Annotated in this window: 22 protein-coding genes and 2 tRNA genes; 16 read left to right on the plus strand and 8 right to left on the minus strand. The window is 65.5% G+C overall.

Features of this window, described 5'->3' with window-relative positions; translation table 11 throughout:
* The first annotated feature begins 144 nt into the window (after positions 1 to 144).
* From BM167_RS01545 to BM167_RS01560, 4 genes are all read left to right on the plus strand, one after another.
* Entirely contained in the window at positions 145 to 1,557 is a 1,413-nt protein-coding gene (locus BM167_RS01545) for an NCS2 family permease (RefSeq protein WP_092887770.1), read from the plus strand.
* A gap of 123 nt (positions 1,558 to 1,680) precedes the next feature.
* A complete protein-coding gene (locus tag BM167_RS01550) occupies positions 1,681 to 3,060 on the plus strand; it encodes an aryl-sulfate sulfotransferase (protein ID WP_177213259.1) in 1,380 nt (459 codons plus the stop codon).
* A gap of 85 nt (positions 3,061 to 3,145) precedes the next feature.
* Complete coding sequence (locus BM167_RS01555) at positions 3,146 to 3,403, plus strand: glutathione S-transferase N-terminal domain-containing protein (protein ID WP_092887773.1); 258 nt, start codon at positions 3,146 to 3,148, stop codon at positions 3,401 to 3,403.
* A 160-nt stretch (positions 3,404 to 3,563) separates the two neighbouring features.
* Positions 3,564 to 4,190, plus strand: a complete 627-nt coding sequence (locus BM167_RS01560; protein WP_218153771.1) for a trimeric intracellular cation channel family protein — start codon at positions 3,564 to 3,566, stop codon at positions 4,188 to 4,190.
* A 25-nt stretch (positions 4,191 to 4,215) separates the two neighbouring features.
* On the opposite strand, the gene BM167_RS01565 is transcribed toward BM167_RS01560, so the two are convergent.
* On the minus strand, positions 4,216 to 5,208 hold the full coding sequence (locus tag BM167_RS01565; RefSeq protein ID WP_092887779.1) for a transcriptional regulator: 993 nt from the start codon (positions 5,206 to 5,208) through the stop codon (positions 4,216 to 4,218).
* A 154-nt stretch (positions 5,209 to 5,362) separates the two neighbouring features.
* Between BM167_RS01565 and BM167_RS01570 the strand changes: the two genes are divergently transcribed.
* Positions 5,363 to 6,640, plus strand: a complete 1,278-nt coding sequence (locus BM167_RS01570) for a tRNA(Ile)(2)-agmatinylcytidine synthase (RefSeq protein ID WP_092887782.1) — start codon at positions 5,363 to 5,365, stop codon at positions 6,638 to 6,640.
* 9 nt (positions 6,641 to 6,649) lie between these two features.
* Here BM167_RS01570 and BM167_RS01575 read toward each other — a convergent pair whose 3' ends face one another.
* Complete coding sequence (locus BM167_RS01575; RefSeq protein WP_092887785.1) at positions 6,650 to 7,108, minus strand: DUF7382 domain-containing protein; 459 nt, start codon at positions 7,106 to 7,108, stop codon at positions 6,650 to 6,652.
* Positions 7,109 to 7,183: 75 nt separating this feature from the next.
* On the opposite strand from BM167_RS01575, the gene BM167_RS01580 reads away from it, so the two are divergent.
* Together BM167_RS01580 and BM167_RS01585 are read left to right on the plus strand one after the other, a co-directional pair.
* Positions 7,184 to 8,236 carry an ATP-binding protein gene (locus tag BM167_RS01580; RefSeq protein ID WP_092887788.1) on the plus strand — a complete coding sequence of 351 codons (1,053 nt, stop codon included), beginning with the start codon at positions 7,184 to 7,186 and terminating at the stop codon, positions 8,234 to 8,236.
* Positions 8,237 to 8,382: 146 nt separating this feature from the next.
* Entirely contained in the window at positions 8,383 to 10,728 is a 2,346-nt protein-coding gene (locus BM167_RS01585) for a GAF domain-containing protein (protein WP_092887791.1), read from the plus strand.
* Between the two features lie 67 nt (positions 10,729 to 10,795).
* On the opposite strand, the gene BM167_RS18285 is transcribed toward BM167_RS01585, so the two are convergent.
* The 5 genes from BM167_RS18285 to BM167_RS01605 form a co-directional block, all read right to left on the minus strand.
* Positions 10,796 to 10,939: a hypothetical protein gene (locus BM167_RS18285; protein ID WP_177213260.1), complete on the minus strand. Its 144-nt coding sequence runs from the start codon at positions 10,937 to 10,939 to the stop codon at positions 10,796 to 10,798.
* Positions 10,940 to 11,004: 65 nt separating this feature from the next.
* A tRNA-Asp gene (locus BM167_RS01590) sits at positions 11,005 to 11,077 on the minus strand.
* A gap of 107 nt (positions 11,078 to 11,184) precedes the next feature.
* On the minus strand, positions 11,185 to 11,838 hold the full coding sequence (locus BM167_RS01595) for a potassium channel family protein (RefSeq protein WP_092887794.1): 654 nt from the start codon (positions 11,836 to 11,838) through the stop codon (positions 11,185 to 11,187).
* A 3-nt stretch (positions 11,839 to 11,841) separates the two neighbouring features.
* Complete coding sequence (locus tag BM167_RS01600) at positions 11,842 to 13,281, minus strand: APC family permease (protein WP_092887797.1); 1,440 nt, start codon at positions 13,279 to 13,281, stop codon at positions 11,842 to 11,844.
* A gap of 335 nt (positions 13,282 to 13,616) precedes the next feature.
* Positions 13,617 to 13,689: transfer RNA gene (locus BM167_RS01605), tRNA-Asp, on the minus strand.
* A 267-nt stretch (positions 13,690 to 13,956) separates the two neighbouring features.
* Here BM167_RS01605 and BM167_RS01610 point away from each other — a divergent pair.
* The 9 genes from BM167_RS01610 (at position 13,957) to BM167_RS01650 (ending at position 24,365) form a co-directional block, all read left to right on the plus strand.
* Positions 13,957 to 14,184, plus strand: coding sequence for a DNA-directed RNA polymerase subunit H (locus tag BM167_RS01610; RefSeq protein ID WP_092887800.1), 228 nt, complete (start codon positions 13,957 to 13,959; stop codon positions 14,182 to 14,184).
* Positions 14,181 to 15,749 carry a DNA-directed RNA polymerase subunit B'' gene (locus tag BM167_RS01615; protein ID WP_092887803.1) on the plus strand — a complete coding sequence of 523 codons (1,569 nt, stop codon included), beginning with the start codon at positions 14,181 to 14,183 and terminating at the stop codon, positions 15,747 to 15,749. Before BM167_RS01610 ends, BM167_RS01615 begins: the two co-directional genes overlap by 4 nt.
* 3 nt (positions 15,750 to 15,752) lie before the next feature.
* On the plus strand, positions 15,753 to 17,585 hold the full coding sequence (gene rpoB / locus BM167_RS01620; RefSeq protein WP_092887806.1) for a DNA-directed RNA polymerase subunit B: 1,833 nt from the start codon (positions 15,753 to 15,755) through the stop codon (positions 17,583 to 17,585).
* Between the two features lie 36 nt (positions 17,586 to 17,621).
* Positions 17,622 to 20,546, plus strand: coding sequence for a DNA-directed RNA polymerase subunit A' (locus BM167_RS01625; RefSeq protein WP_092891022.1), 2,925 nt, complete (start codon positions 17,622 to 17,624; stop codon positions 20,544 to 20,546).
* Entirely contained in the window at positions 20,539 to 21,747 is a 1,209-nt protein-coding gene (rpoA2, locus tag BM167_RS01630) for a DNA-directed RNA polymerase subunit A'' (RefSeq protein WP_092887807.1), read from the plus strand. The genes BM167_RS01625 and rpoA2 overlap by 8 nt, the downstream gene beginning before the upstream one ends.
* 10 nt (positions 21,748 to 21,757) lie before the next feature.
* Positions 21,758 to 22,177: a NusA-like transcription termination signal-binding factor gene (locus BM167_RS01635; RefSeq protein ID WP_092887809.1), complete on the plus strand. Its 420-nt coding sequence runs from the start codon at positions 21,758 to 21,760 to the stop codon at positions 22,175 to 22,177.
* A gap of 61 nt (positions 22,178 to 22,238) precedes the next feature.
* A complete protein-coding gene (locus tag BM167_RS01640; RefSeq protein ID WP_092887811.1) occupies positions 22,239 to 23,123 on the plus strand; it encodes a mechanosensitive ion channel family protein in 885 nt (294 codons plus the stop codon).
* A 199-nt stretch (positions 23,124 to 23,322) separates the two neighbouring features.
* On the plus strand, positions 23,323 to 23,751 hold the full coding sequence (locus tag BM167_RS01645; protein ID WP_092538117.1) for a 30S ribosomal protein S12: 429 nt from the start codon (positions 23,323 to 23,325) through the stop codon (positions 23,749 to 23,751).
* Positions 23,751 to 24,365, plus strand: coding sequence for a 30S ribosomal protein S7 (locus BM167_RS01650; protein ID WP_092887813.1), 615 nt, complete (start codon positions 23,751 to 23,753; stop codon positions 24,363 to 24,365). Before BM167_RS01645 ends, BM167_RS01650 begins: the two co-directional genes overlap by 1 nt.
* Positions 24,366 to 24,455: 90 nt before the next feature.
* Here BM167_RS01650 and BM167_RS01655 read toward each other — a convergent pair whose 3' ends face one another.
* Complete coding sequence (locus BM167_RS01655) at positions 24,456 to 25,220, minus strand: DUF5781 family protein (RefSeq protein WP_092887815.1); 765 nt, start codon at positions 25,218 to 25,220, stop codon at positions 24,456 to 24,458.
* Between the last annotated feature and the right edge of the window lie 206 nt (positions 25,221 to 25,426).

Genomic DNA, 25,426 nt, shown 5'->3' on the forward strand with positions numbered 1-25,426 from the left:
TCGCCGCCCGAACGTCATCTATATGCACAGAGACGCGGACAATATCGGGACCGAATCGACTAGTTATGCACGCACGTGTATATTTTCGGCCCCTTCGATGGTAACGCTTATGTTCGGAATAGTGAGTATGCTCACTCGTGCATTATGGGGTTCACTGAGACGCTCGCGGACTACTTCGATGTGCAAGAACACGGGTCGTCCGTCCGGACCGAGATACTCGCCGGGGTGACGACGTTCCTGACGATGTCGTACATCGTCGTCGTCAACCCGTCGATACTGACGGACCAACCGTTCATCGAAGGGGCAGACGGTATCGCCATCGCCGGCTACGCGCCGAGCGAGGTGCAGTCGATGCTCGCAGTCGTGACTATCATCGCCGCCGCCGTCGCGACGTTGATTATGGCGTTCTACGCCAACCGGCCGTTCGGGCAAGCACCCGGACTCGGACTGAACGCCTTCTTCGCGTTCACCGTCGTCGGAGCTCTCGGCGTGCCGTGGCAGACGGCGCTTGCCGCCGTCGTCGTGGAGGGACTGCTCTTCATCGCCCTCACGGCCGTCGGCGCGCGGGAGTACGTCATCCGACTGTTCCCGGAACCGGTGAAGTTCGCCGTCGGGACCGGTATCGGGCTGTTCCTCGCGATAATCGGTCTGCAGGGGATGGGTATCGTCGTGGACGACGCCGCGACGCTCCTGACGTTGGGTGACGTCGCGTCGAACCCCGTCGCCATCGTCGCCGTCGTCGGCCTCTTTTTGACGCTCGCGCTCTACGCACGGGGCATTCCGGGCTCTATCGTCGTCGGTATCCTCTCTACCGCCGGATTGGGGTGGCTGTTGACGACGCTCGGCGTCGTCGCTCCCGACGCCGGCCTCGTCGCCGGTTCGACCGAGGCGACGTACAACATCGCACCGCTGGCGGGCGCGTTCGTCTCCGGATTCGGCAACGTCGAGGCGTTCAGTTTCGCGCTCATCGTGTTCACGTTCTTCTTCGTGGACTTCTTCGACACCGCCGGAACGCTGGTCGGCGTCAGTCAGGTCGCCGGTTTCCTCGACGAAGATGGCAACCTCCCCGACATCGACAAACCGCTGATGGCCGACGCCGTCGGCACCACCATCGGCGGGATGCTCGGCACCTCGACCGTGACGACGTACATCGAGTCCGCCTCGGGCGTCGAAGAGGGCGGCCGAACGGGGCTGACAGCGCTCGTCGTCGCGCTGCTTTTCATCGCCTCGTTGGCTCTCGTCCCTCTCGCGGCGGCGATTCCGCAGTACGCCTCTCACATCGCGCTCGTCGTCATCGGCATCGTGATGCTGCAGAACGCGGTCGACATCGACTGGAGCGACATCACGAACACCATCCCCGCCGGGATGACCATCCTCGTGATGCCCTTCACCTACTCCATCGCGTACGGCATCGCCGCGGGCATCGTCTCGTACCCGGTCGTCAAACTCGCTGCGGGTGACCGAGACGACCTCCGCGTCGGTCACTGGGTGCTCGCGGGCGCGTTCGTCCTCTACTTTTTCGTCCGAACGAGCGGGTTCCTCTCCGCGCAGTTCTGAGACGGCCCTCCCCTTCGTCCGACGGACCGCCGTTCGTCCCCACTGACGACGGCTCTCACCGACTGCAGCGGCCGCGAGAGACCAAAAGAGGTTCAGTCTCGCACCGACAGTCTCTCGGTAGTAATGGTCGCCCTCTCTAGACGAACCGCGATGCGGGCGCTCGCGTTGGTGCTCGTAATCGCGCTCTTGACGCCGTCTGTGGCGTCTGCCATCACCTACGACCCGGACGACGAGACGACGCTCACCCGCGGGACGGTGACGAGTCCGGCGAACGGTTCGACCGTCGTCAGCGTCCAAGGCTACACGTTCGACGGCAACACGAATCCGAAGAAGCCCGCCCGTCTCATCTCCGCGGACGAACGCGGACAGACGGAGTGGACCCACAACGAGTCCGGCGCGTGGTTCTTCGACGTGGACCCCCTCTCGAACGGGAACCTGCTCGTCTCTTCGCCCCGCGACGGCGAGACGCTGGTCTTCGAGTTCGACCCCGACAGCCAGACCCGCGTCTGGAACGAGACGTTCGAAATCGAGGACACCCACGACGTCGACCGACTCAGCGAGGACGAACTCGTCGTCTCGAACATGCGCGAGTGGGACGACGAGAACGGGTCGATGGACCGCATCTTCGTCTACAACCTCACGACGGAGGAGATAACGTGGGAGTGGTACTATCGCGACCACTTCCCCGCTGACACGGAGGGCGGACACAACGAAGACTGGACGCACTCGAACGACGTAGACCCCATCGGCGACGACAGACTCCTCTTGTCGCCGCGGAACTTCGACCAAGCCATCGTCGTCGACATGGAGACGAAGAACATCACCCACCGTCTCGGGAGCGACGACGACTACGACGTGCTGCGCGAACAGCACAACCCCGACTGGATGCTCAGCGAGAACGGGACGCCGACGATGCTCGTCGCCGACAGCGGAAACAACCGCGTCGTCGAGTACGCAAAAGAGGACGGCGAGTGGGTCCGCACGTGGTCCGTCGGGTCGAACGTCCTCAACTGGCCGCGCGACGCGGACAGACTCCCGAACGGCAACACGCTCATCACCGACACGCTCAACCACCGCGTCGTCGAGGTGACGCCGGAGGGCGAAATCGTCTGGGAGTACTACGCGACGTGGGGCCCGTACGACGCCGAACGCGTCGAACACGGCGACGGGTCCTCGGACGGACCGACCATCCGCGACATGAACGCAAGCGGCGAGTACGACATCACCGGAAGCGCCGGACTCCGCGCCGGGTCGGGCGAACGAGTCGGCTTCGCCGGGCAGATGCGCGCGACGTTCGCCGAGACGCCCCTCGAAGGGCCGATGAACGAGTTCGCCACCCAGTGGTCCCACGTCACGCCGTGGCTTCGCCCCGTCTGGATGGGCGGGTGGGAGTTCGTCTACGCCGTCTGTGCTCTCTTCGTCCTCGTCGGGTGGGCCGGCGCGGAAGTCGTCCTCCGTCGTCGCCGCATCGCCGACGGGGTTCGGAACGCGGTCGGACGCTGACCGCCGAGGAGCGCGTCCCGCCCCTGTGTACCGGCGGCGCACAGAACCCCCGGACTCTTTATTCGGAATCACCTACCCGATAGCGATGTCGAATCTCATCCTGTACGAGCTGGAGGGCTGTCCCTACTGCGCGAAAGTCAAGAACAAGCTCTCGGAACTCGACTTAGAGTACGAGTCGAAGACGGTCCCGCGTTCGCACTCCGAACGGACCGAGGTCCAAGAAGTGAGCGGACAGACCGGCGTCCCCGTCCTCGTGGACGAGGAACACGGCATCGACGCGATGCCGGAGAGCGACGACATCGTCGAGTATCTCGACGAGACGTACGGCACGGCCGCAAACTGAACGCGGGTTATCGGCGACTGCGGCTCTCTCCTTCGACGCGGCTCCGTCGGCTCCGACTCTCGGCGCGAGCGATCCGTAGCCCTCAAGACGCGCTCTCCCGTGGGGGTCGGTAGTGGTTCAGGACGTCGTCGGAGCGGTCTCTTTGGACCCGTTCGCCGTGATGAACACGGTCGGGCTGGTCGCGTTCGCACTCGTCGGGTCGACCAAGGCGATACGCGAGGAGTTCGACGTGTTCGGCATCGCGGTCGTCGGACTCGTCACCGCGTTCGCCGGCGGGGCGACGCGAGACGTACTCGTCGGCCGCGTCCCGTTGGCACTCCAGTCGTTCGGTGAGATACGTCTCGGACTGCTCGGCGTGGCACTCGCAGTCGGACTGAGCGTCGCCTTCGAGTCGGCGGACGAACATCCGATCACGCTTCTGTCCGACGCAGTCGGACTCGCCGCGTTCGCCACCGCCGGCGCTATCGTCGCGACGGAGGCGGGCGTCTCGGGGTTCGGCGTCGTCGCGATAGCGACGATAAACGCCGTCGGCGGCGGCGCGTTCGCGGATATCCTCTTGGACCGGTCGCCGTTCGTCCTGTTCGACGACTTCTACGCGAGTTGTGCGGTCCTCGGCGGGACGACCTACTGGCTGACGACGACCCTCGTCGGTGCCGAGGGCGTCGCCGCTGCCGTCTGTGCCGCCGTCACCGTCGGGTCGCGCATGGTGGCGGTCGCCTACGGGTGGCGGCTCCCGACGGCACAGACGCTCGGAGTGGCGCGCGACGAGCCACACGAAAACAGGTGACCGCTCCGAGCGGAGGCGTCGGGAGTCAGACCTCTTCGGGTTCGCGGGCGCGTTCTCGAATCAGGTCCCGAATTTTGTCGGGGTCGTCGATGGACGCGAGTTCCTCGCAACTGACGAGGGCCGTTCCGTCCACGGAATCGCGCTTCGATTGGTCCTCGGTGAAGTAGACCGACCGCGTCTGCGTCACCTCGCCGAGCGAGGACATGATGCGGGCGCGCTTCTCGGCGCTTCGATTGAACGCCGAGTGGCCGGTGAGCATCGGCATGCCGTCGCTTCCGCTCCGTCGGGTCGTTCGGTCCTCGTCTTCGCTGACTGCTTTGAACGGCGCGCGAGCGGTCGGATGGACGGTAAAGCCCGCCCGCGTCAGGATGTGGACGACGTGTTCGTCGTCGGGGTCCGCCGCCGGGTCCTCCGGCGTCGGGTCAGCCTCGCGAACCTCCTCTGCGCCCTCCATCACGTCGACGGGGTTCGAGAACGGCTGGTCGAACATCTGTTCGAGCTGAATCGCCACCTCGATGCTCGCGTTCATCCCGTCTTCGTACTTCGAGACGGTGCGCCGCGAGACGCCGAGTTCGTTCGCCAGACGACCGAGACTCCACCCTCGCTCCTCGCGTTCGTCGGACAACAGGTCGCCGTCGATGTTGACGTAGAGACCGCCCGGGGCCGCGTAGATAAGCGGCGGAACGCCCTCGACGAACAGGTCCATCGCGGTGTCCGGGTTCATCACGGGCACGCCGTGCCGGAAGTAGACGACTTCGGGTTTGAGGTCTTGGTCGCGAGTCCGCAGTCCGACGACTATCGGCGTCGCCGAGAGATACGTGCCGAGACGACGCATCTCCGCGCCCGTGGCGGCGTCGAACGCGTCGATGTTTCCCAGAATCTTCAGGAGGACCAGGTCCTCGCCGCGCCGGGCGGCGAGGTCGAAGCTCTTGGGACGGATGGCACAGCGGTCGCTGACGATGAAGCCCGCGTCGTCCAGCATCGCCGTGATATTTCCGACCAGAGCTGACCGAGACATACCCGTGTATAAGTGATTCGCGACATATAACTGTTTTCTAGGGCCTAATCGCCCGCGTCTCCCGATTCCGCTCGACTCGTCGGTACGTTTATATATTCTCTCTCGTCGCTCCGGACTCGAAAGGCGTTACATCGCGCGCCGACTATCGACGCCCATGACGGTCATCGGTCTGGACGACACAGACTCCAGAGAGCGAGGGATGTGTACGACGTACCTCGCGACGTTGGTCGCGGAGGCGGTGGAGGCGGCCGGTGGCCGCGTCCGGCGACGACTCCTCGTCCGACTCAACCCCGCGGTGAAACACAAGACCCGCGGCAACGCCGCACTCGCCCTCCACGTCGAGTTCCCCGTCGCCGACGCCCTCGACGTCGCCGTCTCGGAACTCGAACCCCTCGCGGAGACCGACGACCCGCGGACGAGTCCGGGCGTCGTCGTCGCCCCCGGTGACCCGGAGATGGTCCCCGAGGCGGTAGCGGACTTCGCCCGACGCGGCGTCAGAGACATCGTCGACACCCCGACGGCGACGACCATCGCCGAGGAGGCCGGATACGAACATCGCGGGTGGGACGGCGGGCGCGGCCGAATCGGCGCTCTCGCCGCCGTCGGCGCGTGGGCCGCCTTCGACGAGTGGACGTACGAACACATCTCCTACCGCGAGTTCGACCGGTGCGGGACGCCCCGCGACGTGGCGTGGGACTCCGTTTTCGACGCCGCGGAGGCGTTCTACCCCGAGGCGTGGGACACCATCGACAGAGAGGAAGGGCAGGCCGTCTGCGTTCCGAACGCGCCCGGTCCCATCCTGCACGGCGTCCGCGGCGACGACGCCGAATCCGTGCGCGAACTCGCGGCCCGAATCGGTTCCGAACCCGTCGAACGCGCGGCGACGTTCCTGACGAATCAGGGGACGGACGCGCATCTGCGAGACGGCGAACTCGGGTCTCTCCGCGACGACGCCGCCTACCGCGTCGACGGCACCGTCGCCTCGGACCCCGAGACGCGCCGCGGCGGACACGTCTTCTTCGAACTCGCCGACGGAGACGACGGCGCAGAGTCGGTCGAGTGCGTCGCCTTCGAACCGACGAAACGGTTCCGCGACAGGGTTCGCGCTCTCCGCGTCGGCGACGACCTGACCGTCTGCGGCGAGATGACCGAGGGAACCCTGAAACTGGAGAAGTTCGCCGTCCGGTCTCTCGTGCGCACCGAGGAGGTCACGCCGAGGTGTCCCGACTGCGAACGCACCATGGAGAGTGCGGGTCGAGAGCAGGGCTATCGCTGTCGCGACTGCGGCACCGCCGCGCCGGGGAAAGAGACGGTGGACGCGGACCGCGCCCTCGAACGCGGGTGGTACGAGGTGCCGCCGTGCGCGCGCCGACACATCGCCAAACCCCTCGCTCGCGGCGGGTTCGACGCGCCGACGCACCCCGAGCGGTAGCCTCCGCTCTCACCCTCGGACGACGAGTATCGCGGCGTTCTCCCGCCTGTCGACGAACTGGCTCCCCGCGGGCGGTTTCACGTCCACGACGAGCGTTCCGTCCTCCTGATTGGCACGGATGTCCGGCGAGACGGTCACCGTCGCCGTCCCGTCGGCCCCCGACGTGCCCGTTTTCACCCCGTCGATGTCGGCGGTTCCGTCCTTGACGATGACCGTCGCGCCTTCGACCGGGTCGCCGTCGGGGTCCACCACGAGGAGGTCGAGTTCCGTCTCGCCGGGCGTCACCACGTCGGGGTTCGGCTTCACGTCGAGTTCCGAGACGGCCAGTCCCTGCACGCCCGAGAGCATGTTCAGCATGACGCTCATCGTCGCCACGCCGACCACGAGGGCGATGACGAGGCGAATCGGGAGTCCTTCGATGGCCCTGTCGTCGTCGGCGAACTGCCGGAGTCCGAGTGCGTCGAGCATGGGGTGGCTGGTCCCGCCTTCCGGTATAAACCCTCGTCCGTGGGTTCAAGTGGGATGCGGCGGCCAGACGCCCCGATGCACACCGAGATACTCGGACGGCGCGAGGGCGGCGACGGCCCGTCCGTTCGCTTCGGCCGCCACCGCGCGCGCGACGGGAGCGACGGCGCGCCCGTCGCCGTGGACGTGGACCGCCCGCACGCCGCCCTCGTCGTCGGGAAACGAGGGTACGGAAAGTCTCACACGCTCGGCGTTCTCGCCGAGGGGGCCGCCCGGGCGACGGGCGTCGCGCCGGTCGTTCTCGACCCGATGGGCGTCTTCGACGGACTCGAAGACCCCGAGACGGACGGCCCGCCGGTCCCCGCCAGCGTCGTTCGGACGCCTCGCGCCCGCGCGGACGCCGTCCCACCCTCCGCGTGGCCGACACTCGTCGGGTGCGAGAGCGACTCTGCGGTCGGGTCACTCGTCTGGCGCGCGGCGGCGGCGTCGGAGACGTTGGCGGCGATGCGCGAGTTCGTCGCCGACGCGGACGTTCCGGCCGCAACGGGTCGCGCCGCGGGGAACCGCCTCCGCCGCGCCGCGACGTGGGACGTGTTCGACCCCGACGGCGTCGACGCCCCCGAACTCGCGGGGGGCGACGCAACCGTCCTCGACCTGTCGTCACTCGACCCCGCACCGGCGAACGCGGTGGTCTACGCCGTCGCGAGCGGTCTGTACGACGCCCGACTCTCGGAGTCGATAGCGCGCCTGCCGTGGCTCTTTCTCGACGAGGCTCACGCCTTCTTCGACGGTGTCGCGGCACCGGCGCTCAGAACGGTTCTCACCCGCGGGCGCTCTCCCGGTGTCTCGCTCGCTGCGGCGACCCAACGGCCGAGTGCGCTCCCGGACATCGCCGTCTCGCAGGCCGACCTGCGCGTCGTTCACCGCCTCACCGCCGGGCCGGATATCGACGCTCTCGCGGCGGCGAACCCGACGTACCTCGGCGCGAATCTCCGAGAACGGCTCCCCGACGAACCGGGCGAGGCACTCGTCGTCGACGACGCCGCGGAGGCGGTCAGAGACGTGACGGTCCGTCGCCGCGACACGCCGCACGGCGGCGCGAGTCCGCGCGCGAGTAACGTGAATCTGTAGCCCCGGTGGCGGGGAGGCCGATAGTCTGTCTCTCTCGGTCGCGGCCGTCTCTCGCGGGGAACGTTACCGTGGGCGTTTATGTCCCCCCTGATAGAACTACCTGCAACGTCGGTCGGACGCTCTTTCGACCCGGCGGTCACACACTCATGACGACGGCGCTGTACGTTTCGGGTGACGACGAGCGGAGACGGTCGATAGCGGCGCAACTCCGAGACGCCGCAGACGAGATTGTCGTGCGCGAGGCGACGCCGGACGGTCTGACGAACGGTCTCGCCGGTGCCGACTGCGTCGTCGTCGATATCGTCGCGACGGAACTGTCGCACGCCCGCGTTCGCGACTCGGGCTATCGGGGTCCGACTATCGCGTACGGCCCGGAGTCGTACGACGCACTCGAACGGCGGACCCGAGACGGCTTCACGGACGTCGTCCGCGAATCGGACGCCGGTCCCGCCGTTCTCGCGGACCGAATCGCCCGTCACGCCGCCGCCGGGGCCGACTCGGAGTCGTCCGGTCAGGACCGCGCGCGCGAAGAGACTCTCACCCGCCTCCACGAGACGAACCGCGAGTTGCTCCGGGCCGAAGACACCGCAGACGTCGCCGAGATAACCGTCCGAACGGCGAGCGAGGTACTCGAACTCGACGTCGCGGTGTTCGGGGCGTACGACCCCGACGCCCGCAGTATCGTCCCCGTCGAGGCGTCGGAGGCGGCGCGGGAGTTGGTACCCGAGTTGACGACCCGGTCGTACGGACCGGAGACGGGCGCTTACGACCTGTTCGACGCGGGCGACTCGCGACTGTTCGAGGACGCGGGCGAACGATTCGGCACGTCCGAACCCCTCGGACCGACCATCGTCGTCCCCCTCGGCCGTCACGGACTGCTCTTGGTCGGGGACGCGGACACGGAGCGACGGACCATCCCCCCGGAGGCACTCGACTTGACCCGTCTGCTCGCGGCGAACGCGGAGACGGCCCTCGACCGGGCAGAACGCGAGGCGGCGCTCAGAGCCGAACGCGACCGCATCGCCGTTCTCTTTCGGAACACGAGCGACGCCATCGTAGACGTCGAGTACGTCGGCGGCGACCCCGTGGTCAGAAGCACGAACCCCGCGTTCGAGTCGGTCTTCGGCTACGAGGAGTCGCACGTTCGCGGAGAGAACCTCGACGACGTTATCGTGTCGTCTGACGACCGAGAGACGGCGGAACACTACAACCGGGACGCCGTCGGGGGCGAACGCATCGAACGCGAGGTGCGTCGGGAGACGGCCGACGGGACGCGGGACTTTCTCCTCCGGGCGGTTCCGCTGGACCCCGACGGCGGGACGAACCGGGTCTACGGTATCTACACCGACATCACGGAGCGAAAACGCCACGAGCGAACGCTGAACAGTCTCCACGAGACGGCCCGGCAACTGATGCGCGCCGAGACGCCGAAAGGGGTGGCCGAGGTGGCGGTCGACGACATCGAAGACATACTGGGGTACCCGCTTTACAGCATCCGTCTGTACGACGAGGAGGCCGACGAACTCGCGTTGGTGGCGGCGTCGGACCGGACGTTCGAGGCGTTGGGCGAACGACCCTCTTTCCCCCGGGGTGACGGCGTCGTCTGGCGGACGTTCGAGTCCGGCGACCCCGCCGTCTTCGACTCCGTCGCGGAGATAGACGAGGCTTACGCCCGGTCCGGTATCGGCTCCGTGATGTACGTTCCACTCGGCGACCACGGCGTCCTCTCGTTCGGCGTCTTCGAACCCGAGACGTTCGACGAGTCGGACATGCATCTCACGAACCTGCTCGCGGCCACAGTCGAGGCGGCTCTCGACCGCGCGGAACGGACGCAACTGCTCCGCTCGCGCGAGGCAGAACTCGAACGACAGAACGACCGCTTAGAGGAGTTCGCGAGCGTCGTCAGCCACGACCTCAGAAACCCGCTCTCGGTCGCACGCGGCTATCTCGAACTCGCGAACGACGCTTGCGACTCCCCGGAGACCGACGAGTACTTCGAGTGCATCGAACGCGCACACGAGCGAATGGCGAGGCTCATCTCGGACCTGCTCTCTTTGGCCCGGCAGGGACACACCGTCGGCGAGACGGAACAGGCTCCCGTGGGCGAACTCGCAGAACGCTCGTGGGGCGTCATCACCTCCGGAGACGCCGAACTCCGCGTGGCGGACGCCCCGACGGTCGAAGCCGACCCCGAACGCCTCACGACGATTCTCGAAAACCTGTTTCGGAACTCGGTCGAACACGGCGGCGACGCCGTCACGGTTCGCGTGGGTGCTCTCGACGACGGCGACGGGTTCTTCGTGGCGGACGACGGCGTCGGAATCCCAGAGAGCGACCGCGAGGACGTCTTCGACCGGGGGTTCTCGACCGGTGACGACGGAACCGGGTTCGGTCTGGGTATCGTCCGCAGTATCGTAGACGCCCACGACTGGGACGTGGTGTTGACCGAGAGCGAAACCGGCGGCACGAGATTCGAGATACGGACCGAGTGAACGGGTACGGTCGCTCGGAGCGGTTGCGTCCACTCGGCGATGAAACGCCTCGCTGGGGGACTGAGATTCAGAGAAAGCGCCCGAGGCGGGAGTTCACCGAGCAAAGCGAGGTGAACGTCGGCGAGACAGCGTCTCGCCGGGATTTGAACCCCAGTCGCTCTGCTCGCTTCGCTCGCGTCGCTCCCTGCTTCGAATCCCGCGATAGTCGCACAGCGATTCTCGGTCGTATCGCTCGGCGACGAGACGCCTCGCTCGAAAGTACGAGAATCGAAGAAGCGCCCGAGGCGGGATTTGAACCCGCGTCACGACCGTGACAGGGTCGTATGATGGGCCACTACACCACCCGGGCACGCTGCACTCGTTCTTTTCCGTAGTGCTTCTTAAGGCTTTTCAGTTCGACTCGTCGCCTCGCGTTCGCCGTGTTTCTTCCCGTCGGTGCCGCTTCGGGCGGTTCGCTCACCCCTGCATCAGGTTCATCACCTCGTCGGCGACGTCCGGTTCCACGGCGACGACGTAACGCTTCCCCGGAGTGAGAGTCGTCTCTGACCCGGCGATACGTTCTCCCTCCTCGGTGGAGACGACGAGCGTCCCCTTCGGGAACCTGACGTCGGTGAGTTGCTTCTTCGCCGCCGGAGCGCCCTCGCCGACGCGAATCAGCATCACGTCTATCGCTCCGACCAAATCCGACAGCGTCTGCACGTCGCTCCCGATGATTTCGTTCGCCGCCAACCGGGCGCCCGCGCGTTCGGGAAACACGACGGCGTCGACGAACCGAGTGTACGTCTCTCCGGTCGTCCGTTCGATTCGAGCGACGGTTCGGACGTCCGGCGAGAGTTCCTTCGCGGCCATACAGACCGCCAGATTCACTCCCGTCTCGCCGGTCAGCGCCGCGATGGCGTCGGCGTTCCGGACGTCCGCTTGTTCGATGATGCCCGGGTTCGTCGCGTCGCCTTCGATGACCGTCGCCATCCACTCGTCGCCGATGTCGGACGCCACTCGCTCGTCCCGTTCGATTATCGTCACGTCGTGTCCGCGGTCGGCGAGCAGTTCGGCGGTCTGGAACCCGACGCGCCCGCCGCCCGCGACGATTACGCTCTTGTGTGATGTCATGTGTCAGTCGTCCTCGGCAGTTGCTTCTGCATCCGTTCTCGTCTCTTCGGGCGAACGAACCACTTCGAGCGCGAAGTAGAGGAGTCCCCCCAGTAGAATCCAGCCCACGCTCAGTCCCAACGCCAGCGGGTCGGTCCGGACGAGATACCGGACGAGTACGCCGGTCAGGACCAAGTTGAGCACCACACCGACGACCGGCGGAACGGGGTAAAACGGCATCTCGTACGGTCGGTTCATGTTCGGCCGTTCCCGTCGAAGCCTGATTGCGGCGACGTTGACGACGACGAACGACAGGAGAAAGAACAGACTCGACATGTTCCCGGCGCTCTTCGTCGGCAACGCCACCGACCCGAGCATCACCACCGCACTCACGAGGATGGCGACGAACGGCGTCCCGTAGCGGTGGTGGATGTGACCGAACGAGGGGAGTAACTGCCCCTCCCGTCCCATCGAGAAGGCGATCCGCGACGACGCGATGACGACGGCGTTCAGCGCCGTCAGCGTCGAGAAGACGGCGCCGAAGACGATGATCGCACCGCCGTTTTGGATCACGGGGAGGCCGGTGGGCATGAACTCCGTGGCCGCTTGGGCGATTCCGGCCTCCCCGGCCGCCGCCAGTCCCCCCGCCCCGAGAGTGCCGACGGCCACGGTGACGACTGCGAGGTAGACGATTACGGTCGCGGCCAGACTCACGAAGATCGCTCTCGGGATGTTCCGGCGGGGGTTCTTCACCTCTTCTGTCACCGTCGTGATAAGGTCGTACCCCTCGAACGCGATGAACGTCAGTCCCATCGCCGGCAGTACGGCGAACGCGCCCCGAGACTCCGGAAACAGCGGTTGGAACTCCGCGGTGGAGAACATCGGGGACGCGAGGCCGAACGCCACGAACACCAACAGAATCGTGACCTTCGTCGCCGTGAAGACAGTCTCGATGCTCCCGCTTGCGGCCGTCGAGACGGCGTTCAACGCGACCAACAGAAACACGGCCACGAACGACAAGAGCACCGATACGCCCAGGCCGACGTCGACGACCGGAAGCGCGACAGCACCGACCTGTCCCGGCGGCGGAACGATACCGTAGACGTGCAACAACTCGATGAAGTTCGGCGCGAATCCGAGCGCGTACAGCGCGCCGGCGATCATGTACGCGAACCAGAGCATCCACCCCATGAGGAACGACGAGACGTCGCCGAATATCTCCCGAACGAAGGCGTATCCGCCGCCGCTCTTCGGAATCGAGGCCGCCAGTTCGGCGTAGGAGAGTCCGGTGAACGCCGTGACGACGCCGTTCAGTCCGAAGACGACGATAGCGGCCGGACCGGCGACTTCGGCGGCTAACCCCGTCAGCACGAAGATACCCGCCCCTATCATCGCTCCCATGCCGATCATCGTCGCGTCGAGGAGGCCGAGTTCGGCCTCTGGGGCGCGCTCTCGACTGCTCATGGACCCTCCGAACCTCGGGCACGACCCAAGTCATTACGCGGAGGGATTAATATGTCGGGCAACTCCGGAGAACCGACGCGGTCGTCGGATCCCGGAATGCACCCGGCGAGAAGACGCCTCGCTGGGGGACTGAGATTCAGAGAAAGCGCTCGAGGCGGGAGTTCACCGAGCAAAGCGAGGTGAACGTCGGCGAGACAGCGTCTCGCCGGGATTTGAACCTCGGTCGCTCGCTTCACTCGCTCCCTGTTTCAAATCCCTTCGTAACCGTTCGTACGAACCGACTGGCGTTCGCTCAGCGACGAGACGCTTCGCTCGGCGGTCAGGTTCCAGAAGAACGCCCGAGGCGGGATTTGAACCCGCGTCACGACCGTGACAGGGTCGTATGATGGGCCACTACACCACCCGGGCTGGCTCCACTCATTCGTAGCCCGGTGTTATAAATAAGGCTTATCATATCGACGCCGCGTGTGACACGATACCGCGAGTCCGCCGGAAAGCATTTATTCGGGACAGACAATGAGTCCAAGTAACACGAGCGGTCGTACGAGCGCGATTTCGCGCCCGTGCCGATGAGCGGTGCTTTTCGAGTCCAGTTGGCAAGCGTTAAATGCCTGCTCACCCAACAAGGCTGTAGTATCCCGTGAGAACTTCTTCCCAAACCCACACCAACTATCCATGGTAGACGTAAGCCAACACGAGCTGGTGCCAGAGCACACGCTCCTCGAAGAGGACGAGATAGAGGAGGTGCTGGCGGAGTACGACGCCAGCCGCACGGACCTCCCGAAGATCAAACGGAAAGACAAAGCGTTGCCCGACGACGCGGACGTCGGCGACGTCGTGAAAATCGTTCGTGACTCACGAACGACAGACAAAGCGGTCACGTACCGACTGGTGATCGAATGAATCGAGAGGACCGACGCGTCGTATCCCGAGAGTACTTCTCCGAAGAACGGCTCGCAGAACACCACTTCCGCTCGTTCAACGCGTTCCTCGAACGCGGCATGCAGGAAGTCGTAGACGAGAAAGAGACCGTCGATACGGACATCGGCGACAAAGAAGGCGAGGAACCCGTCTACGTCGAACTGGGTGACGTGCGCGTGGAGACGCCCCGCGTCCGCGAGGCGGACGGCTCCGAGGAACTGCTGTTCCCGCAGGAAGCGCGCCTCCGGAACATCACCTACGCCGCGCCGGTGTTCATGGAGATGTCCATCGTCCGCGGCGGCGAAGAGGAAGAGGAAGTCGTCGTCGACACCACCGAGACGAAGGTGGGCCGCATGCCCATCATGGTCGGCTCGACGAAATGTAACATCGCGGGTCTCTCCGACGAGGAACTCGTCGAAATCGGCGAGGACCCCGTAGACCCCGGCGGCTACTTCATCGTCAACGGCTCAGAGCGCGTCCTCATGACCTCCGAGGACCTCGCGCCCAACAAGATTCTCGCCGAGTACGACACGAAGTACGGCGACGAGATACAGGTCGCAAAGACGTTCTCTCAGCGCCGCGGCTACCGAGCGCTCGTCCTCTGTGAGCGCAACCGCGAGGGTATCCTCGAAGTGTCGTTCCCCTCCGTCTCGGGCAGCGTCAACTTCGTCACCCTCGTTCGCGCTCTCGGACTCGAATCCGACGAGGAGATCGTCCACCGCGTCTCCGACGACCCCGAGGTCGTCAAGTTCATGCTCGAGAACTTAGAGGAGGCCGAAGTCCAGACCGAAGAGGAGGCCATAGAGAGCCTCGGGAAGCGCGTCGCCGGCGGTCAGGGTAAGAACTACCAGCTCAAGCGCGCGAACTACGTCATCGACCGCTACCTGCTTCCGCACCTCCACGAGGAGGGCGTCGAAGAGGAGGAAGTCCGCATCAACAAGGCGTTCTACCTCTGCCGCATGGCGGAAGCGTGCTTCGAACTTGCGCTTCAGCGCCGCGACTCCGACGACAAAGACCACTACGCGAACAAGCGTCTCAAGGTCTCCGGCGACCTGATGAAGGACCTGTTCCGGACGGCGCTCAACAAGCTCGCGCGCGACGTGAAGTACCAGCTCGAACGTGCGAACATGCGTAACCGTCAGCTGACCGTCAACACCGTCGTCCGTTCGGACGTACTCACGGAGCGTCTCGAACACCCCATCGCGACCGGAAACTGGGTCGGCGGTCGGTCGGGCGTCTCGCAGTTGGTGGACCGCACCGACTACATGGGCGTTCTCTCTCACCTGCGCCGACTCCGCAGTCCGCTGTCGCGGAGTCAGCCGCACTTCGAGGCCCGCGACCTGCACGCGACCCAGTGGGGTCGCATCGGACCCTCGGAGACCCCCGAGGGACCGAACTGTGGGCTGGTGAAGAACTTCGCGCAAGCGATGGAACTGTCGCAGAACGTCGAAGACGAACAGGAACTCAAACGAGAACTGGCGTCGATGGGCGTCGAGGGCATCCCCGGTATCGAACGCCCCGACACCACGACGCCCGCGGACGACTGACACATGGCTCAGGCAAACGCACGAGAAGCGAAGGTGTACGTAAACGGGAGTCTGATCGGGACGCACCCCGACCCCCAACAACTCGCAGGGCAGATTCGAGAGGCGCGCCGCCGCGGCGACATCAGCGAGATGGTCAACGTCTCCGTCAAAGACCGAACCCGCGAGGTCATAATCAACGCCGACGCCGGGCGGGCCCGGCGTCCCCTCATCGTCGTCGAGGACGGCGAACCCCTGCTGGGCGACGAGGAGATAGAGGCCGTCGACTCCGAGGAACTGTCGTTCGAGGACTTGGTCGAACGCGGCTACATCGAGTTCATCGACGCCGAGGAAGAAGAGGACATCTACGTCGCAGTCGACGAAGAGGACCTCACAGACGACCACACCCACCTGGAGATAGACCCCTCTCTCATCTTCAGTATCGGGTCGGGGATGATTCCGTACCCCGAACACAACGCCTCGCCGCGCATCACGATGGGCGCGGGGATGATGAAGCAGTCGCTCGGGATTCCGGCGGCGAACTACCGCATCCGTCCCGACACGCGTCAGCACCTCCTGCACTACCCGCAGTTGTCGATGGTGAAGACGCAGACGACAGAACAGATCGGGTTCGACGAGCGACCGGCGGCACAGAACTTCACCGTCGCCGTGATGTCCTACGAGGGGTTCAACATCGAGGACGCACTCGTCATGAACAAAGGCTCGGTCGACCGAGCGATGGCCCGGTCGCACTTCTTCCGGACCTACGAGGGCGAGGAACGCCGCTACCCCGGCGGACAGGAGGACCGATTCGAGGTTCCGAGTCAGGACGTCCGCGGCGCGCGCGGTGAAGACGCCTACACGCACCTCGACGAGGACGGCCTCGTCAACCCCGAGACGCGAGTGGACGAAAACTCCGTTCTCCTCGGGAAGACGTCGCCCCCGCGGTTCCTCGAAGAGCCCGACGACATGGGCGGTCTCTCGCCGCAGAAGCGCCGCGAAACGTCGGTGACGATGCGCTCGGGCGAATCCGGCGTCGTCGACACCGTCACGCTGATGGAGGGCGAAGACGGCTCGAAACTCGCCAAGGTGTCCGTCCGCGACCAGCGGATTCCGGAACTCGGCGACAAGTTCGCGTCTCGCCACGGCCAGAAGGGCGTCGTCGGCCACCTCGCGCCGCAGGAGGACATGCCGTTCACCTCCGACGGCGTCGTCCCCGACCTCGTTCTCAACCCGCACGCCCTGCCGTCGCGGATGACGGTCGGCCACGTGCTGGAGATGCTCGGCGGGAAGGTCGGCGCACTCGAAGGCCGCCGCGTCGACGGGACCGCCTTCCAGGGCGAAGACGAGTCGGAACTCCGCGGCGCCTTAGAGGACCACGGGTTCGAATCCTCCGGCAAGGAGGTCATGTACTCCGGCGTCACGGGCGAGAAGATCGAGGCCGAGATATTCGTCGGCATCATCTTCTACCACAAGCTGTACCACATGGTCAGCAACAAGCTGCACGCCCGTTCTCGCGGGCCCGTGCAGGTTCTCACTCGGCAACCGACCGAGGGCCGCGCCCGCGAGGGTGGCCTTCGCCTCGGAGAGATGGAGCGCGACACCGTCATCGGCCACGGTGCCGCGATGGTCCTGCAGGAACGCCTGCTCGACTCCTCCGACAAGGAGAACGTCTACGTCTCCGCGGACACCGGCATGGTCGCAGTCGAGGACCGCGACCAGCGCCGCATCTACGACCCCGTCACCGGCGACGAGGACAACATTCACGAGATAGAGATCAGCTACGCGTTCAAGCTCCTGCTCGACGAGATGATCGCGCTCGGCATCCGACCGCGCCTCGACTTAGAGGACGCGGTCTAACCACCACCCCCACACCCTCTCACCCACACAATGTCAATGCAGACACCCAAAGAGATCGGAGCCATCCAGTTCGGGCTGATGGACCCCGAGACGTACCGAGACATGTCCGCGACGAAAGTCATCACGGCGGACACCTACGACGACGACGGGTACCCAATCGACATGGGACTGATGGACCCCCGCCTCGGCGTCATAGACCCCGGCCTGCAGTGCCGCACCTGCGGCCAGCACTCGGGGTCGTGTAACGGGCACTTCGGCCACATCGAACTGGCCGCGCCCGTCATCCACGTCGGGTTCACGAAGCTCATCCGCCGCCTCCTCCGTTCGACGTGCCGCGAGTGCGGCCGCCTCTCTTTGACCCAAGAGGAGCAAGAGGAGTTCCGCGACGGACTCACCCGGACGCACGAACTCGGCGAAGACTGGACGAACGTGCTGAAGTCCGCGGTCCGACAGGCGCGGAAGGCCAACAACTGCCCGCACTGCGGCGCGCCCCAGCACGACATCAAACACGAGAAGCCGACCACCTACTACGAGGTCCAAGACGTCCTCGCGGGCGACTTCTCCGAACGCATCGCCGACGCGATGCAGCCTGACCCGGACGACGAGGACGACGAGGGCATCGCGCCCACCACCCTCGCCGACGAGGCGGGCTTCGACGTCGGACGCATCAACCAGATTCTCTCGGGCGAGTTCCGACCCGTCGGCGAGGACCGCAAGAAACTGGAGAAGGCGCTCGACATCGACCTCACCGAAGAGGACATGAACAAGCTGATGCCCTCGGACATCCGCGACTGGTTCGAGGACATCCCCGACGACGACATCGAGACGCTCGGCGTCGACCCGTCCCGTTCCCGCCCCGAGTGGATGATCCTGACCGTCCTTCCGGTTCCGCCGGTGACGGCGCGTCCGTCCATCACGCTCGACAACGGCCAGCGTTCCGAGGACGACCTGACGCACAAGCTCGTCGACATCATCCGCATCAACCAGCGGTTCATGGAGAACCGCGAGGCCGGTGCCCCGCAACTCATCATCGAGGACCTGTGGGAACTGCTCCAGTACCACGTCACGACGTTCGTCGACAACGAAATCTCGGGCACCCCGCCGGCGCGTCACCGTTCGGGCCGCCCGCTGAAGACGCTCAGCCAACGTCTCAAAGGCAAGGAGGGCCGCTTCCGCGGTTCGCTCTCGGGAAAGCGCGTGAACTTCTCGGCGCGGACCGTCATCTCGCCCGACCCGACGCTGTCTCTGAACGAAGTCGGCGTTCCGGAACGGGTCGCACGCGAGATGACTCAGACGATGAACGTCACCCAGCGAAACCTCGAACAGGCCCAGCAGTACGTCCGAAACGGCCCCGAGGGGCACCCGGGTGCGAACTACGTCAAGCGACCCGACGGCCGACGCCTGAAGGTGACAGAGAAGAACTGCGAGGAACTCGCAGAGAAGGTCAAGGCCGGATGGGAGGTCAACCGCCACCTCATAGACGGCGACATCGTCATCTTCAACCGACAGCCCTCGCTGCACCGGATGTCCATCATGGCGCACGAAGTCGTCGTGATGCCGTACAAGACATTTAGACTGAACACCGTCGTCTGTCCGCCGTACAACGCCGACTTCGACGGCGACGAGATGAACATGCACGCCCTGCAGACCGAGGAGTCCCGCGCGGAGGCGCGCGTCCTCATGCGCGTGCAAGAACAGATACTCAGCCCGCGCTTCGGGGAGAACATCATCGGGGCCATCCAGGACCACATCTCCGGGACGTACCTGCTGACGAATGGCAACCCCGAGTTCACCGAGACGCAGGCGCTCGACTTGCTCCGCGCGACGAGCATCGACACGCTCCCGGACCCGGCCGGCGAGTACGAGGACGGCACGCCGTACTGGACGGGCCGACAGATATTCTCGGAACTGCTGCCCAGCGACCTGAACCTCGAATTCACCTCCTCTACGGGCGACGCAGTCGTCATCGAGGACGGCCAACTCGTCGAGGGAACGATCGACGAGGACGCCGTCGGCGCGTTCGGCGGCGAAATCGTCGACACGCTGGCGAAGGTGTACTCGAAGACGCGCGCTCGGGTGTTCGTGAACGAAGTCGCGTCGCTGGCGATGCGCGCCATCATGCACTTCGGGTTCTCCATCGGTATCGACGACGAGTCGATTCCGCAGGAGGCGAACGAACAGGTGGACGAGGCCATCGGCAACGCGTACGACCGCGTCCAAGAACTCATCAGCATCTACGAGTCGAACGAGCTCGAATCGCTGCCGGGTCGGTCCGTCGACGAGACGCTCGAGATGAAGATAATGCAGCAGCTCGGTAAAGCCCGCGACTCCGCCGGTGAAATCGCGGAAGACCACTTCACCGACGACAACCCGGCCGTCGTCATGGCGCGTTCGGGTGCGCGTGGGTCGATGCTGAACCTGACCCAGATGGCGGGCTGTGTCGGACAGCAGGCAGTCCGCGGCGAGCGAATCAACCGCGGCTACGAGGGTCGGACCCTCAGCCACTACCAAAAGGATGACCTCTCGGCGGGAGCGCACGGCTTCGTCGAGAACAGTTACCGGAGCGGTCTGACCCCGCGGGAGTTCTTCTTCCACGCGATGGGCGGCCGCGAGGGACTCGTCGACACGGCAGTTCGGACGTCGAAGTCCGGATACCTCCAGCGCCGTCTCATCAACGCCCTCTCGGAACTGGAAGCGCAGTACGACGGGTCGGTGCGCGACACCTCCGGCACCATCGTCCAGTTCGAGTTCGGCGAGGACGGCACCTCGCCCGTGAAGGTGTCCTCGGACGCCGGCGACGGCATCGACGTGGACAACATCGCGGACCGCGTCTTAGACGCCGAGTTCACCTCCGAAGAGGAGAAAGAGCGGTTCCTCGGCAGTCGCGAACCGCCGACGAACCTCTCGGAGTACGCCGGTCCGGGCCTCGACAAGGCCACGGGGGTGAACTCCGATGACTGAGTACGAACACGTCACAGAGGACGTCGAAGCGGTCGTCGAGGACCGCGACCTCTCGCGGCGACTGAAAGACCGCATCTACACCACCATCGAGGAACGCGAGGGCGTCACGCCCGAGCAAGCCGACGAGATATCGCAGGCCGTCGAAACGCGCTACCGAGACACGCGCGTCGACCCCCTCGACCCCGTCGGGACGGTGTCCGCACAGTCAATCGGCGAACCCGGGACGCAGATGACGATGAACACGTTCCACTACGCGGGCGTCGCCGAAATCGACGTGACGCAGGGGCTTCCGCGCCTCATCGAACTCGTCGACGCGCGGAAGACGCCCGACACGCCGATGATGACCGTCCCCCTCGAAGGCGAGTACGCCACGGAACGAGAGAAGGCCCACGAAGTCGTCTGGTCGATGGAGGCCACGAAGATTCTCGCACTCGGCGACGTGTCGACGAACGTCGCGGACATGCTCGTGCAGGTCGACCTGAACGAGGACACCCTTATGGAACGGTGGCCCACCGTCGATAGCGTGGACACCGTCGCCCAAGAGATAGCAGAGACCATAGAGGACGCACTCGGCGTGCAGACGAACCGCTCGGGTACCGTCATAGAGTTCGGCCCGGAAGCGCCGAGTTACCGCCGTCTGCTCCAACTCGTGGAGGAACTCCGCGAAATCGTCTTCAAGGGTATCGAGGAGATATCGCGCGTCGTCATCCGAAAGGAGGAAAACGAGGAGGCCGGACGAGAGGAGTTCGTCCTCTACACCGAGGGGTCGGCGTTCGGAGACGTGCTCACGATAGAGGGCGTCGACGCCACCCGCACGACGAGCAACAACATCCACGAAGTCCACCGCGAACTCGGCATCGAGGCGGCCCGCGAGGCCATCATCAACGAGACGATGGACACCCTGCGCGAACAGGGTCTCGACGACGTGAACGTCCGTCACCTGATGTTGGTCGCAGACATCATGACGAACCGCGGCGAGATAGAGTCCATCGGCCGCCACGGCATCTCCGGGTCGAAAGACTCCGTCCTCGCGCGTGCGGCGTTCGAGGTCACGGTCAACCACCTGCTCGACGCGGCCATCCACGGCGAGGAGGACGACTTAGACGGCGTCATCGAGAACGTCATCGTCGGCAAGCCGATATCCATCGGTACCGGCGACGTGGACCTGCGCATGGGTTCGATAAACCCGGCGGACGACTGAGAGAGACGATATGAAGGTCACGCTGTCGGACGCCGAACGCCGATACATCGCCCTCTTCGAGGACGAGACGGGCGCGGCGGCGAGAGACTGTCTCACGTTCGACGACCGGGTCGTCATCCTGGTCGCCGCCGGAGAGATGGGCCAAGCCATCGGTCCCGGCGGGCAGAACGTCGAGGCGGTCGAAGAGAAGATCGGTCGGTCGGTCGAACTCGTCGAGGACGCGGACACGTCCGAGGCGTTCGTCGCGAGTGCCCTCGCGCCCGCGGCGGTTCGACACGTGACCATCTCGAACCAAGACGACCGCGTCGCGTACGTCGAAGTCGCGGACGAGGACCGCGGCGTCGCCATCGGAAAGGGCGGACAGAACATCGAGACGGCGCGCACGTTGGCGCGTCGGCACTACGACATCGACGACATCCAACTGACCTGAGGCGGTCCGCCGCGCCCTTTCTGCGACCGCACTTTTGTGACTCGCTCGCGAACCGAGCGGTATGCTCGAAGCGGCCGTCGGTCAGGTACCGGTTCCTCCCGTCGACGAGGCCACCGAAGCAGTCGACCACGTCGCGGAAGCGACCGACCAGTACGTGCTCAGCGCAATCGCGTTTGCCGTCGTTTACCTCGTCGGTCGGTACGTGGTCACGCCCGCGATAGTCCGCGTCGTCCGGGCGCGCAACCCCAACAACTCGACGATGACCGCGGCGACGCAACGCTATCTCGCGGGCTTTTTCGCGGTCGTCGCGTTCGTCGTCGCCGTCACCGTCGCGGGGTACGGCCCCTCTCTCAGTCGGTCGGCGATACTCGTCGCGGCGGCGTCCGTCACGCTGGGTATCGCCGGACAGGACGCCATCGGCAACCTCGTAAGCGGCGTCTTCCTCGTCGCCGACAAGGACTTCAACGTCGGCGACCACATCGAGTGGAACGAGTACACGGGCGTCGTCGTCTCCATCCGGTACCGGACGACGCAGGTGCGGACCGCGGAGGGCCACGAGGTGACCATCCCGAACACGGAACTGTCCGCGAACGCGTTCGTGCGGCCGTACAACCGACGCCGCGTCGCGTTCTCCGAACGACTGCCGTTCGGCTACGCGGTCGACGTCGACCGGGCGTCCGCGGTGCTCGAACGCGCCGTACTCGAAGCGGAGGGCGTCCGCGACCACCCGCGCCCCGCCGCCAACGTCGACGAATTCTGCGCGGACGTGGTGTGGGTCAACATCACCTACTGGGTCGGAAACCCCCGAGAGGCGGACGTCGCCGAGATTCGAGGGGAGGCGGCGGACCGACTCAAACGCGCCTGCGACGAGTGGGACCTGCCGGTGTCTCCGCCGACGGACCACCGAGTGGTGGATTCGGTCGAGGTCACAGAGCAGTGGTCCTAGGCCGCTTTCCGACCGGGACGCCCCCGGCGAGACGACTTCTCCGAACTCCTCTCGACCTACGCCGTCCGGAGAGCGCGTAACTCCGCTCGACGAGACGGCCTCAGATACCTTCTTAGGGGGCGCTAATCGGACCTGCGGGCGTCTCGCACGCTTTCGAAAAGGGAGGCTTAAGTATCTCCGTCGGGAACTCACGTCCACTATGGCGAACGGCAAATACGCCGCGCGCAAACTCAAGCAGGACCGGCAGAAGCGACGCTGGTCCGACTCCGAGTACGCGCGCCGCGAACGTGGTCTCCGCAAGAAGTCCGACCCCCTCGAAGGCGCACCGCAGGCTCGCGGTATCGTGCTGGAGAAGGTCGGTATCGAAGCAAAGCAGCCGAACTCGGCCATCCGAAAGTGCGTCCGCGTTCAGCTCATCAAGAACGGAAAGCAGGTCACCGCGTTCTGTCCCGGTGACGGCGCTATCTCGTTCATCGACGAGCACGACGAAGTCACCATCGCCGGTATCGGCGGCGCGAAGGGCCGCGCGATGGGTGACCTCTCGGGCGTGAACTACAAGGTCGACAAGGTAAACGGCGTGGCGATGCTCGAACTCGTCCGCGGTAACGCAGAGAAACCGGTGCGATAATGTCCGAGAGCGACACTCCCGACCCCGACGCCCCGGCGGACAGCGAGGAAGCGGCGGCGAACGCGCAACTGTTCGGCGTCTGGGACGTGACCGAGATAGAGTACACCGACCCCTCGACGGAGCGGTACATCAACGTCACCCCCATCGCTCACACGATGGGCCGTCACGCGTCGAAGCAGTTCAAGAAAAGCGAGATCAGCATCGTCGAACGACTCGTCAACCGCCTCATGCAGACCGAGGAGAACACGGGCCAAAAGCAGAAGGCGATGAAGATAACGAAGGACGCCTTCGAAATCGTCCACGACCGCACGGAGGAGAACCCCATCCAGATTCTCGTCCGCGCCGTCGAGAACGCCGCCCCGCGCGAGGAGACTGTCCGCCTGAAGTACGGTGGCATCTCCGTCCCGCAGGCCGTCGACGTCGCACCCCAGCGTCGCGTCGACCAAGCGCTCATGTTCCTCGCCGAGGGGACGAAGAAGGGCTCCTACAAGACGACGACGAGCGCAGCCGAGGCGCTCGCCCAGCAGCTCGTCTCCGCCGCGGACTACGACGTCCAGTCGTACGCTATCAACCAGAAAGAAGAGTCCGAACGCGTCGCGGAAGCGGCCCGATAACTCGCCGGACGCTCTCTTTTCTTCTCTCTTCGCCGACCGAGAGCCGACGGGTCGTCGCGCGGCGGTTCGGTCGCCGCCGTTCGCCGTCTCTCAGTCCGCCGCAGTCGCGTGGTTCGGCCCCTCTATCGCGTACCGCCGAGTCATCTCCACGAGCGACTTGCGGTAGTCGCTCTCTGTCGGGTCCGCGGCCAGCGTGCGGAACTCCCGCTTGAACGCGTCGAGTTCGACCGTCGGCGCGTCGTCGGCGGCGGCGTGCGCCAGGTCGTAGAGTCGGTGACTCGGCTCGACCACGTCGTGTCGCTCGACGAGAGCGAGCGCGAACGCCGCGTTGACCGCCGTAATCTCGGGGTCGGCGTCGGCGGTGACGAGTCGGGAGTCGGGCCACGGCGACGGCCCGGGCTTTGCCGCCAGCGCCCGCGCCAGTTCGGATTCGAGGAAGTGAACGAGTTTCTCGGCGGGCGCAACCGAGAGCGTGATGTCGTCGGCGTAGATGTCTTTCATGTGATTCGCGATCTGGTAGCAGTGAGCGACTTTCCTTCGCTCGACCGAACTCCCCGACAGTGCGAGGAAGATGGCCTCCTCCGTGGACTGGACGTGCGAGGCGTGTCGCTCCTCGTTTCGGGCCATGTGCGAGAGTTCGTGGAGGACGAGTTCGCGAGCCATCGCGCTCGTGGCGGCCTGCTGTGAGATGTTGAGGACGTGGCGGTCGTCGTAGTGGGCCGCCCACGTGCGCTCGTCGGGGTCCTCGCGGACGTCGACGTGTACCGGTCGGTCGAGGTCGTACTCCGTCTCGAAGAGGTCGACGGCGCTCAAGAAGGGGTCCGCCGGCGCAGACCCTCGTATCCGTAAATCCATGCGTGGCGTTACCACGGCGTCGTCGGGTATGACTCTTGCGCCGAGGGCGGCCCGACCGCGCGACGCCGAGAACGGGGCGTACCGGCGGGTTCACCGTCGTTCGGATTCGCGCGTCCGTCGCTGGCGGTGATTGTGTGAGAAAGAGACATACCGAGGCGAGAGCCCGCCGAATCCGGGCGTTTCACCACGGCAAAACACTACCCTTT

This window comes from Halopelagius inordinatus (genome assembly GCF_900113245.1).
GTDB lineage: Archaea > Halobacteriota > Halobacteria > Halobacteriales > Haloferacaceae > Halopelagius > Halopelagius inordinatus.